This is a genomic window from Nitrospira defluvii (genome assembly GCF_905220995.1).
In the GTDB taxonomy this organism is placed as follows: Bacteria; Nitrospirota; Nitrospiria; order Nitrospirales; family Nitrospiraceae; genus Nitrospira_A; species Nitrospira_A defluvii_C.
The window spans coordinates 78,882-89,545 of record NZ_CAJNBJ010000008.1; the positions used below are offsets into that span (position 1 = coordinate 78,882).

The 10,664-nt window shown below is 56.5% G+C and carries 11 protein-coding genes and 1 pseudogene; 8 read left to right on the forward strand and 4 right to left on the reverse strand.

All coding sequences use genetic code 11. The features are described from left to right. The first annotated feature begins 31 nt into the window (after positions 1–31). Together KJA79_RS11225 and KJA79_RS22990 are read left to right on the forward strand one after the other, a co-directional pair. Positions 32–931, forward strand: coding sequence for an IS1595 family transposase (locus KJA79_RS11225; RefSeq protein ID WP_213042139.1), 900 nt, complete (start codon positions 32–34; stop codon positions 929–931). A 76-nt stretch (positions 932–1,007) separates the two neighbouring features. Then, complete coding sequence (locus KJA79_RS22990; RefSeq protein WP_281412681.1) at positions 1,008–1,133, forward strand: hypothetical protein; 126 nt, start codon at positions 1,008–1,010, stop codon at positions 1,131–1,133. On the opposite strand, the gene KJA79_RS11230 is transcribed toward KJA79_RS22990, so the two are convergent. Beyond that, the gene (locus KJA79_RS11230; RefSeq protein WP_213042140.1) at positions 1,134–1,736 is read right to left on the reverse strand and encodes a hypothetical protein; all 603 of its coding nucleotides are present in this window, start codon (positions 1,734–1,736) and stop codon (positions 1,134–1,136) included. It abuts the gene before it with no gap. Positions 1,737–1,895: 159 nt separating this feature from the next. On the opposite strand from KJA79_RS11230, the gene KJA79_RS11235 reads away from it, so the two are divergent. The 4 genes from KJA79_RS11235 (at position 1,896) to KJA79_RS11250 (ending at position 7,748) form a co-directional block, all read left to right on the forward strand. Continuing rightward, positions 1,896–2,093 (forward strand): ubiquitin-like protein Pup, encoded by a 198-nt coding sequence (locus tag KJA79_RS11235; RefSeq protein ID WP_213042141.1) that lies wholly within the window; start codon positions 1,896–1,898, stop codon positions 2,091–2,093. Between the two features lie 197 nt (positions 2,094–2,290). Continuing rightward, positions 2,291–3,997 carry a single-stranded-DNA-specific exonuclease RecJ gene (gene recJ, locus KJA79_RS11240; RefSeq protein WP_213042142.1) on the forward strand — a complete coding sequence of 569 codons (1,707 nt, stop codon included), beginning with the start codon at positions 2,291–2,293 and terminating at the stop codon, positions 3,995–3,997. Positions 3,998–3,999: 2 nt separating this feature from the next. Next, a complete protein-coding gene (locus KJA79_RS11245; RefSeq protein ID WP_213042143.1) occupies positions 4,000–6,189 on the forward strand; it encodes a RelA/SpoT family protein in 2,190 nt (729 codons plus the stop codon). 41 nt (positions 6,190–6,230) lie between these two features. After that, positions 6,231–7,748, forward strand: coding sequence for a cyclic nucleotide-binding domain-containing protein (locus tag KJA79_RS11250; RefSeq protein ID WP_213042144.1), 1,518 nt, complete (start codon positions 6,231–6,233; stop codon positions 7,746–7,748). A gap of 15 nt (positions 7,749–7,763) precedes the next feature. Here KJA79_RS11250 and KJA79_RS11255 read toward each other — a convergent pair whose 3' ends face one another. Next, positions 7,764–8,273, reverse strand: a complete 510-nt coding sequence (locus tag KJA79_RS11255; RefSeq protein ID WP_213042145.1) for a DUF192 domain-containing protein — start codon at positions 8,271–8,273, stop codon at positions 7,764–7,766. A gap of 135 nt (positions 8,274–8,408) precedes the next feature. On the opposite strand from KJA79_RS11255, the gene KJA79_RS11260 reads away from it, so the two are divergent. Beyond that, positions 8,409–8,594 (forward strand): hypothetical protein, encoded by a 186-nt coding sequence (locus KJA79_RS11260; protein ID WP_213042146.1) that lies wholly within the window; start codon positions 8,409–8,411, stop codon positions 8,592–8,594. Positions 8,595–8,763: 169 nt separating this feature from the next. Continuing rightward, on the forward strand, positions 8,764–9,378 hold the full coding sequence (locus KJA79_RS11265) for an NAD(P)H-dependent oxidoreductase (RefSeq protein WP_213042147.1): 615 nt from the start codon (positions 8,764–8,766) through the stop codon (positions 9,376–9,378). 23 nt (positions 9,379–9,401) lie between these two features. Here KJA79_RS11265 and KJA79_RS23330 read toward each other — a convergent pair whose 3' ends face one another. Both KJA79_RS23330 and KJA79_RS11275 read right to left on the reverse strand, forming a co-directional pair. After that, positions 9,402–9,608, reverse strand: a complete 207-nt coding sequence (locus KJA79_RS23330; RefSeq protein WP_213042148.1) for a (2Fe-2S)-binding protein — start codon at positions 9,606–9,608, stop codon at positions 9,402–9,404. Between the two features lie 484 nt (positions 9,609–10,092). Beyond that, positions 10,093–10,664: pseudogene (locus KJA79_RS11275) on the reverse strand (4Fe-4S dicluster domain-containing protein); the annotation flags it as partial.

The following is a 10,664-nucleotide window of genomic DNA, read 5'->3' on the forward strand; positions in this document are numbered from 1 at the left end:
ATACTCCGCTCATCTGAATGGAGGATAGCCAATGACGACCAGGCCGACTCAAACACTCTCCCAACTGATGCAGCGGTTTTCGACCGAAGAAGCCTGCAAAGAGTTCTTGCAGGAACGCCGCTGGCCGAATGGCGTTGAGTGCCCGCGTTGCGGCAACAGCAAAGTCTATGAGTTGAAGTCCAAGCCCTTCCATTGGGTGTGCAAGGGCAAGGATTGCGGCGGACGGAATGGCTATCGGTTCTCCGTTATCACCAAGACCGTATTCGAGAACACCAACTACGATCTTCGCGTCTGGTTCCAGGTGATCTACCTCATGACCCAGAGCAAGAAGGGCATCAGCGCCTTGCAGATTCAGCGCCAGATCGGCAGCGGAGCCTATAAAACTGCCTGGTATATGTGCCATCGGATCAGAGCCGCGATGCAGGATGGCAGCTTTTCCAAGCTCATGGGCGAAGTGGAGATTGATGAAACGTACATCGGTGGCAAGGACAAGAACCGCCATCGCAGCAAGAAAACCCATTTCGCGGGCATCTCTGGCGGCAAGGTCGGCGTAATCGGCGCGATTGCTCGTAAAGGTAACGTGGTCTGTGAAATCATTGAGAACACGGACCGCGTGACGTTGAGCAACTTCGTGCGGAAAGCGGTGGATGCTCGCGTGTCCCTGGTCGCAACCGATGACCATACGGGCTATGCCCGATTGAAGCGCGAATTTCCTCACCAGAGCGTGAACCACTCGCAGGGTGAGTATGTGCGCGGGAACGTTCATACGGCCAACCTGGATAGCTTCTGGAGCTTGCTCAAGCGTGGCGTGATGGGCACCTATCACAACGTCAGCAAGGCGTATCTGCCGCTCTATCTGGCTGAGTTCTCGTTCCGTCATAACAACCGGAAGAATGCGGACATCTTCACGACGGTCGTAGCACACTGCTGAGCACGTCGCCGGTAAAGCGTGCTCAGATGAAGTATGAGGCGAAAAATGTTCAACTCCGTTTGCCCTTGGAGGTTGTATGCCGAAAGCGAAACCAGTTTCACTCTGGCCGCTGAGCTTTGAAGAGGCGATAACAGCGATCATTCGGGCTGATCCCCACAAAGTTGCCACCAGCAAATCGAAGCCTTCCAAGAAGAAAAAATAGCTAAGGCCTGTCTTTGTCCGCCGTCCCCTGGCTAACTCTGGAATCGTCCTGGCTAGCTCTGAACGCAGCGTTCATGTGATCCGTCATCGCCTTTGTCCCAATTACCCCAATGCCATGAAATCGCACATTCTTGAATGTGCAATCTTTGACATGGACGGGACCCACCATCCACTGTTGATCGGCGGTAATTACGACTCCCTCCCTTGGACCCTCGAATTGAGCATCCACTATGTGCCCAACTCCTTCTATAAAAAGCACTGCTGGCCCGTAAATATCGCAATCCTCAAAGTGTCTATTAAAAACCTTCCCGTTATGGGAGACATCCAGAATATTGAATGAGTGCCCCTGTATGTATTTCCCAGTTAATGCGCTTTTCTCGCTGCGCAAGCCTCCCGTTGGGTCAAGAAACGGCATCCACTCAAGCAGAAATGGCATGCGCTTAAGCAAGGCTCGATTACTAAATAGTGCCATCACAAACCAGAACACCGCTATTCCTATCAATAGTCCGCCAAAGAATGGGTTAGAAAAATTGCTCATTCCTGCACCAACCTCGAACAGGACGAGCACGAAAGGGCCAGCGAATGGTTTGAGGGCTTTAAGCATTGGTTCCTCCCTGAAGTGGAGGGAGGATAGCTTATAGCAGATTGGGTGTCAAGAAGGTTACAATCGCCTCTCTCCTTGGCTTGACGCGTTCAACGGCCCTAGAGTAAGGTGATCAGAGTCAGCTGTTGACGCAGATTCTGTTTCACTGGAGGTGCTCCGATGGAAAAACAGGAGAGGAGACCGGAATCCAGAAAGGAATCGCACAGCAAGGAGGAGGTGAAGCCGAATCCAAAAGTTGTCGAGTCCGGTAAGAAACTCAAAGAAGACATCGATAAATTGGTTGATGAGATCGACGATGTGCTCGAGAAAAACGCCGAAGAGTTCGTAAAGAATTATGTGCAAAAGGGAGGGGAGTAGTTCCCCTCCCGTGTTCTTCCCAATCGCCCTGCCACTCACACTCATGTTACGTTTGCCCTTGGTTGGGTAGCGAACAATTCCAACCTGGCCCCCGCTGCTGTTGAGCTGAGCTCCGTTTGACAAAGATGGGGTGAGTCGATACCATTCCCCTTACTTCTCAGTAACTTCCGAATGTTTCAGCCATAGACAGAGGGGCCATGCAGGAAAAACTCTGGGTATTCCGACCGTCCGATCTCGCCATGCAAACTGATCTGTCACGAAGGTTGTTGATTTCGCCGGTGACCGCATCGATCTTGCTGGCTCGCGGGGTGACCACCGCCGAAGAAGCGACTCGCTGGATGACCAGTCCTCAGGACGGGTTGCATGATCCGTGGTTGATTCCCGACATGGCGATCGCAGTCGAGCGGCTCCATGAGGCCTTGTGTCGCGAAGAACGAGTCTGTTTCTACGGGGACTACGATGTGGACGGTGTTTCGGCGACGAGCCTGTATCTGTCCTTCTATCAGGGACTGGGGGGTCATGGTTGCGCATATATCCCTCACCGAGTGCGGGAAGGTTATGGGCTCAATGAGGGCGCGATCCGGCGGTTGGCGCAAGAAGGCGTGACGTTGTTGGTGACCTCCGATTGCGGGACGACGTCGCATCACGAAATTGCCGTGGCGAGGGAGCTTGGTATGGACGTGGTGGTGACGGATCACCATCAAACCGATGCGACGATGCCGCCCGCGCTTGCAGTACTCAATCCGCATCGCCGCGATGCGCACTATCCCTTCAAGGGACTCTGCTCGGCTGGGTTGGCATATAAGGTTGTCTTGGCGTATCAGCAACGGTACGGGTCAGGCGAAGTGGAACCGGAGTCATGTTTGGATTTAGTGGCACTGGCCACGGTGGCGGATATTGTGCCTCTTCAGGATGAAAACCGGATTCTGGTGCGAGAAGGAATGTCGCAAATTACCCGCGGTGCTCGCTGTGGTATTCGTGCGCTGAAGCAGGTGGCCGGTGTTGCCAAAGCCTGCACGAGCGACACGATCGGGTTTCGCCTGGGCCCGCGGCTGAATGCCGCGGGGCGCCTGGACCATGCCATGCTCTGCGTGCGACTCCTGACGACGGAGTCAGATCAGGAGGCCATGCAAATCGCCGAGCAGCTGGAGCAGTTGAATCGGCAGCGCCAGCACATCGAGGAAGGTATCACTACTGCGGTGGCCTCCGATTTGGCGCGGGGAGAGCCGGCTGCGGCCATTGTGTTGGGTTCTCGTGACTGGCACCTGGGTGTGGTGGGCATCGTCGCCGCCAGATTGGTTGATCGGTTTCATCGGCCGAGTATCGTCATTGCGGTGGATGAAAAGGGCATCGGCAAGGGATCGGCTAGGACGGTCGACGGATTTGATCTCTATCAGGGGCTGTCGGAATGCCGAGATCTGTTGGAAGCCTTTGGGGGGCACCCGAGCGCCGCCGGGCTCACGATTCAGGAGTCGCTTCTGGAGGAGTTTCGTCGAAGATTTTCCGATGTGGTCGCCCGTTGGGCGACCAGCGCCCGCCTTGTGCCGACGTTGCAGGTTGATGCCGAGGTCAATCTGACCGATGTCAATTTCGAGTTGATCCAGGAATTGGAATCACTCCATCCCTTCGGTGCCGGGAATCCCGAGCCCACGTTGGCGGTTCGTGGTCTGGATGTCGTCGAGGCGCGAGTGGTCGGAGACAAGCATTTGAAGATGCGGGTGCGGCAAGGGCGGTCCTTCATCTTTGACAGCATCGGCTTTCGCATGGGGTCGTTCGAGGGACTTGGGCTTAGGACCGGTCGGCCGGTGGATCTGGCCTTTAGCCCGGAACGTAATCATTGGAACGGCTACGATCGTGTGCAATTGCGTATCAAGGCCCTTCGCATGAGCGGTGAGGTGTCCTAGGTATGCCGCATGAGACGGTCACAGAGCTTGGTCAGTTGATCGAGCGGGTGAAGAGCTACAACGTCGAGGCGGATTTGGACCTCGTGCGCCGGGCCTATGATTTTTCAGCTAAAGCGCATGAGGGACAGACGCGCCGATCCGGCGAACCGTATTTCCGGCATCCCCTGGCCGTGGCCGGCCTGTTGACCCACCTGAAGACGGATGTCACGGCCATCGTGGCCGGTCTTCTGCATGACACGCTGGAGGACACGCTTGCCACGCCGCACGAGTTGGAGCAGCGGTTCGGAAAAGACGTCGTGCATCTGGTAGACGGTGTGACCAAGATCGGCAAGATCACCTTCAGGAACTACGAAGAAAAGCAGGCCGAGAATTTCCGCAAGATGGTGTTGTCGATGGCGGACGATATCCGCGTCGTGCTCATCAAGCTGGCGGACCGACTGCATAATATGCGGACGCTGGAGTATCTCAGCGAAGGCAAGCGGCAGCAGATCGCGCAGGAGACCTTGGAGATTTACGCTCCCCTGGCCAATCGCTTGGGAATCGGATGGATCAAGAATGAACTGGAAGATCTGTGTCTGAAGCATCTCAAGCCGGATGTGTACGAGATGTTGCGCGTCCGCGTCGCAAAGCGGGACGAAGATCGCCAGCAGTACATTCTGGAAGTCATCGAGATGGTCAAGCGGGCCATGGTCGAAACCGGGCTGCAGGGAGAAGTCTCAGGTCGACCGAAGCATCTCTACGGGATCTATCAGAAGATGGAGAAGCAGTCGATCTCGTTCGAGGAGGTGTACGATCTCGCAGCGTTGCGCATCATTACCGATACGAAGATGAACTGCTATGCGCTGCTGGGGGTCATCCATTCCCTTTGGCGGCCACTGCCGGGACGGTTTAAAGACTACATCGCGATTCCGAAATCCAACATGTATCAGTCGTTACATACCACGGTGGTTGGTCCGAAAGGCGAGCACGTGGAGTTTCAGATCCGTACGGAGGAGATGCATCGTGTCTCGGAGCAGGGGATCGCCGCGCACTGGAAATACAAAGAGCATGGGCGCATCGATGAAAAAGACGGCAAGGTGTTCAGCTGGTTACGGCAATTTGTGGAGTGGAACCAAGATCTGCCGGACAATCGCCAGTTCATGGATTCGGTCAAGCTCGATCTCTTCCACGATGTCGTTTATGTGTTTACTCCCCAGGGCATGGTCAAGGAATTGCCCAAGGGGTCCACGCCCGTCGACTTTGCCTATTCGGTCCATACGGAAATCGGGGATCACTGCGTCGGCGCGAAGGTCAACGGCAAGATCGTGCCGCTGAAACATATGATGGAAAGCGGCGACATGGTCGAGATTTTGACGGCTGCCAATCAAACACCGCACCGTGACTGGTTGAAGTTCGTCCGCACGTCTCGTGCGAAGACGAAGATCAAGCACTGGATCAAAGCGGAAGAGCAATCTCGCAGCATCGAGATTGGAAAACGGCTGCTGGAGGCGGAGTTCCGTCGGCACGGGCTGGCGCCCGCGCAGATGATGCGCTCCGAGCAACTCCTGGCCGTCGCGAAGCAGGTCGGGTATGAGACGCCTGAAGAGCTGGCAGCCGCCGTCGGGTTCGGGCATGTGCCGACATCCCAAGTGATGAGCAAAATCGCACCTCCGGCCCAGTCGGATCATCAGCTGGTTGCGCCGGAGCCGCCGACGCCACAGCGGCCGACATCCGGTCGGACCGGCGAGAAGGGCGTGCAGGTGAAGGGGGCGCGTGACTTGCTCATGCAGCTCTCTCGCTGCTGCAATCCCGTGCCAGGGGATCGCATTCTGGGGTACATCACCAGGGGGCGCGGACTGACGATCCACACCATTGACTGCCCTAATCTGGAGGCACTGGATTACGATAAGAACCGATTGGTCGAGGTGGAATGGGACCGATCGACGCCCAGCACCCATTCCGTCAAGGTGTCGGTGATTGCCGTGGATAAGACCGGGGTGTTGGCTCATGTCTCGACGGCGATTTCCGAGTGTCAGGCGAATATCAGTCGTGCGGAAATCACGACCCGTGAGGATCGGAAGGCCATGTTGGATTTTATCGTCGAAGTCCTGGATACCGCACATCTGGCACGGGTGCTGAAGGCAATTGAGAAAGTCGACGGCGTGATCACGGTTCGCCGCATGCGTTCCTGGCAAGAGCGCGCCTCGTCGTAGGGGGTCCTGGTGCAGTTCTTCCTTTCTCAGGTGATGTTCCGATGACTTTCGGAGTCTTGGTCGGCTCCATCCTGGCCACGATGTTGGTCGTGGCTGCGGTGTTGATGGGGTTCGCCTACCTGTTCGCCAAACGAGGAAAGTCTGTGCCGCCCTTGCCCTGTTATGGCGGGGGTGTGGCCGTGCTGTTCGTCGTTGCGGCCTTGGTCGCCCACAGCGACCTGGTGAGTGCTGTCCCGCATCTCGTTCTGGCGGCTCTTGATGTGGCAGCCTGGCTTGCCGCCTCATTTTTTCTCTTCACGATTCTGGATGTCCTCATCATCGGCGAGTGGCTGATTGAACGAGGGCAGCGGTACATCCCTGATATCGTTCGCCAGCTACTGATTGGTGCGGAAGTCGTGGCCGCTGGGGTATTGATTCTCTGGCTGGTCATGGGGATCAATCTCGTGGCTTTGGTGGCGCTGCCGACGGTAGCGGCGGCCATGGTCGGCGTGGCGTTGAAGGATACGCTGACACGATTTTTCTCGGGGATCGAACTGGGAAAAATCGTCAAAGTGGGAGACTGGATTGCCGTACTCGATCGGGAGGGCATGGTCACACATATCGGGATGGAACACGTCACGCTGTTCACGCGCGCGCACGATGCGGTCTCACTGCCGAACGATTTAGTGATTCAAAGCGGCGTGACCAACTACAGCAGGCCGACCACGACGCATTTCTGCAATGTCTACGTCGATGCCGCCTACCGAACGCCGCCCGAAGAGGTTTGTGCGACGTTGCTTGAGACGGCCGCCGCGGTGTCGGGAGTGTTGCCGGATCCCAAGGCCACGGCGCTGGTCGCGGCGTTTAATGAGTCATCCATTCAATACCGAGTCAAATTTCCCATCGGAGATTTTGCCCAGCGGGACATGATCGAAAGTACGATGCGGACCTACATCTGGCATGCCTTTTCTCGACAGGGAATTGAGATCCCCTTCCCTCAACGGGTCGTGCATCGAATCGCTGAGGCAGAGCGTGATTCTCAGTCCGCGACGATCGAGCGGATCACGTCGTACCTACCGACGGTGGATTTCCTGGCGACGCTCGACAAGAAACAAATCGAAGTCCTGGCCGGTGGATCACGGTGGGAGCGATACCTGCCGGGGGAGCGGGTGGTTCGGCAGGGAGACCCCGGAGAAGTCTTGTACATCATCGTCGCCGGTAAGGCCGATGTTCGTTTGGAGCAGGGGGGATTGGTCTCCACGGTGACGACGCTTGAGCCGGGAAAATTCTTCGGCGAGATGTCCTTACTGACAGGCGAGCCGCGTTCTGCCACGGTCTTGGCTGCGACAGACCTGTCGGTCATTGCCGTCGGCAAGCAGGCCTTGTTGCAAGTGGTTCAGGAGGACAGGCGGCTGATTGCGCAGATCGGCGAAGTGGTGGCTCGTCGGCAATCCGCGACGGCAGCGGCAAAGGCGCAACTATCTCGGGATGCGGCGGCCCTCTCCGTGGTCACACACACTCGCTCGCTCGTCGAACGAATTCAAAGTTTTTTCTGGGGTGGGCGTAAAACCGAGGGATAGGAATGCAGAGGGGGGTCAAGGCTGCTTGAAGCTCAGTTTCATGCCTCGCTGTAATTGCAATGCCGCTGCCCGTCCTGCTCCAAGTTCGAGGACATACAGTGCCCCTTCATCCGAGTGGTATTGAGGGCAGCCATCGTCCTGTCTCGTGCAGATGGGAACATTCCGCTCAATATGGATTATGGTTTTTGTTGCATCCATCCAGATGATATCTAGCGGGATCTTGGTGTTCTTCATCCAGAACGTCCAAGGCTGAGCATCGCCAAAGATGAACAGCATCCCGCGGTCATCGGCGATGTGTTCGCGAAACATTAACCCTTGCGCGCGTTTGAGCGCCGTATCAGCCAATTCAGCCTGGATTAGCGTGCCCGTCGGGGTTTTGACCGTAATAAGCGTTTCGGTCGGTGGCTCGGTCGCCCAGCCTGCACTCGCCACAGCAACGACGAAGGTCCAGGCGCACCATCCTGCACACCTCAACCAGTTTCCTGACCACGTGTGCTCACGAGAGATCGTTGCTTGCCGTCCCATGACGGCATCCTAGCGGCCTGTCTGTGGACACGTCAAGCTGTTGACTTCAGCCGAGCGATCCGCACATGCCGGCTTGCAATTTCGCCGGCCCCTATGCCATCCTCGCCCTATTGTTTGACAGAATGGAGGCTGTTCATGAAGGAAACTCGACGTGTGGTGTACATGCGAGGCGTGTTTGTGTGTCCCAAGTGTCGACAGTCATATGTGCAGGAAAAGTGGATTGAAGAGTTTAGAATTCGTTGCCATAAATGCGACTATCGCGGGACGCTAACGCAAGTCTCTGTCGAAGAGCACATGGATGAGGAAATCGTCCGCCGGTAAAGCGTTGGGTTGTGTGGTATGCGTTTCACGGGACCCGTTGTCCCGCTCTCCCGCTGTCTTCTCGTCGAGTGACCTGGCCTTCAGTCAGTTGATGCAGAGTTTAGCCACGCCGGTTCGATTCCATCTTTTTCGAATAGTAAGAGGGTAGATCATGCTTCAGATGTGGCGAATGCTGCTTCTGTGTGCGGCGAGTCTTGTGACAGTTCCCGCAATCTGCCAGTCGGCCGATACCCAGGAAATGGTCCGTGTTCTGGTCGCCTACCACTCACTGTCCGGACATACGGAGAAAATGGCTGACGCGGTTGCCCAGGGTGCTCGTGCGGTTCCTGGTACGCAAGTGATCCTCAAGCGGGTGGGTGCGGTGACGTCCGATGAGTTGTTCTCGGTGGATGCGATAGTCCTCGGTTCCCCGGTCTATTGGTCGAACATGGCCGGTGAGGTCAAACAGTTCATCGATGATTGGCAATTCAAGTTTGGGGTTTTCCCAGAGTTCAAGCTCAAGAATAAAGTTGGAGCTGCATTCGTTACAGGTGGCCAGATTTCGAGTGGGAAAGAGTTGACGATGCTGTCCATCCTCGCGGCCATGCTCGGGAATTACATGGTAGCGGTCAGTGGGGGAGGGGCGTTCGGAGCCTCTGCGACGACCGAAGGCAATAGCCCTGGAATTGACGAGCAGGAGTTGGCGGGAGCCAGGGAGCTGGGAGGAAGAGTTGCCGAAGTTTCGGCGGCACTCAAGCGGGGAATCGCACGACACGAATCTCGAACTGGCGTGAGCGGGCCGTGACCATTAAGAATGTGGTAGCGCAGTTACGATGACACAATTTTTCGGCAAGCACTCTCCAGTTGACTCTTTGCCAGCGTGACCAGCTCAGAGATATTCTTCGCGCATCGACCACAGCAGCCAGTATCCCGTAACCCGAATTCCGCAATGATTTGACGGGTCGTCAAGTATCCCTGACGACCCGCTTCCCGCACGTCTGATTCCGTCAAGCCCTTACATAGGCAGATATACATGAGTGGTGTCTCCCCACTGACGATCAGTTCTTCTTGCTGGCTGGGTTGAGTGGATAGTCGTCCGATACTGATAACTGTTCTCAACTATGGTCAGTATACCGGCGATACTGGAATCTGTCAACATTCGGGGAGATTGCCCTTGTTCTTCTGGACGAGGCGCCACTGATAGGCTTGCCGGGTGGTTGTTCAGATTCCCGGGCCTGTGATTCTATCTATAGAGGTCATCGTGGAGGTCGGCCCACACTGCTCCGCTGTCGCTGACACTGTTGGGATTCTGTTTCCGTCTGTGGTCCATAGCAATATGTCGACAGAACGAGGATTTCGTCGATCTTGCCGCGAGTGTGGGGAAAAAGATGAGGGGGGAATCGTAAAGATGCTCGGCAGCGAAAGTACGAAGGCAGGAAGTTCAAGAGAACTTCCTGCCTTCGTTGTGCTGCGCACCTTCACTGACGAGAGAGGCTTGCCTCTCTCGTCAGTGTGAGTCTTACAGCCAGTTCACGCGCTCGGCCGGCCGAATGTAGATCGGCTCTTCGACCTGGATGCGCGCCACTTCCTTGCCCGACTTGTTGAAGCCCAACACGGTATCGTTGTACATGTCGAACCGCTTCCCGTGGATTTGGGTTTCGAACACTTTCGGACCCGGAATGACATCGTACCGGAAGACGATCTGCTGGCTGGCTCTCCAGAGCTGGAGGACCGCCAACAGTTCGCGGCTGGGCACGAGGTACTTCTCGATGGCGTTATCCACGCCCGGGCCGAACATCTGCCGGGCATACCCACGCGGGCTATGCCGAGGCGGAATGTAGTAGCCGTTGGGCTCGGTGCCCCACTGCGGATACAGCGGGAGCGCCACCTGTTCCACCCGAATCGTGTAGTACAGGGGATGCCAGCGGTCTTCGGCCCACAGGCCGTCGTCGCCGATGCGCATCAACGACTGCATGCGGATCTTGCCCACGCAGGCCGCCATACAGCGCGTTTCCATCGGCTCGCCGCCCGTCAAGGGGTCTTTCCCCTCGATGCGCGGATAGCACGCGATACACTTCTCCGACACCCGGG

Bases quoted from the DNA above. Each gene is read 5' to 3' on its own strand.
- recJ (WP_213042142.1), top strand. From the start codon at position 2,291: ATGCAGGAAAAACTCTGGGTATTCCGACCGTCCGATCTCGCCATGCAA.
- KJA79_RS11245 (WP_213042143.1), top strand. From the start codon at position 4,000: ATGCCGCATGAGACGGTCACAGAGCTTGGTCAGTTGATCGAGCGGGTG.
- KJA79_RS11230 (WP_213042140.1), bottom strand. From the start codon at position 1,736: ATGCTTAAAGCCCTCAAACCATTCGCTGGCCCTTTCGTGCTCGTCCTG.
- KJA79_RS11250 (WP_213042144.1), top strand. From the start codon at position 6,231: ATGACTTTCGGAGTCTTGGTCGGCTCCATCCTGGCCACGATGTTGGTC.
- KJA79_RS11235 (WP_213042141.1), top strand. From the start codon at position 1,896: ATGGAAAAACAGGAGAGGAGACCGGAATCCAGAAAGGAATCGCACAGC.
- KJA79_RS23330 (WP_213042148.1), bottom strand. From the start codon at position 9,608: ATGTATATCTGCCTATGTAAGGGCTTGACGGAATCAGACGTGCGGGAA.
- KJA79_RS11265 (WP_213042147.1), top strand. From the start codon at position 8,764: ATGCTGCTTCTGTGTGCGGCGAGTCTTGTGACAGTTCCCGCAATCTGC.
- KJA79_RS11260 (WP_213042146.1), top strand. From the start codon at position 8,409: ATGAAGGAAACTCGACGTGTGGTGTACATGCGAGGCGTGTTTGTGTGT.
- KJA79_RS11255 (WP_213042145.1), bottom strand. From the start codon at position 8,273: ATGGGACGGCAAGCAACGATCTCTCGTGAGCACACGTGGTCAGGAAAC.
- KJA79_RS22990 (WP_281412681.1), top strand. From the start codon at position 1,008: ATGCCGAAAGCGAAACCAGTTTCACTCTGGCCGCTGAGCTTTGAAGAG.
- KJA79_RS11225 (WP_213042139.1), top strand. From the start codon at position 32: ATGACGACCAGGCCGACTCAAACACTCTCCCAACTGATGCAGCGGTTT.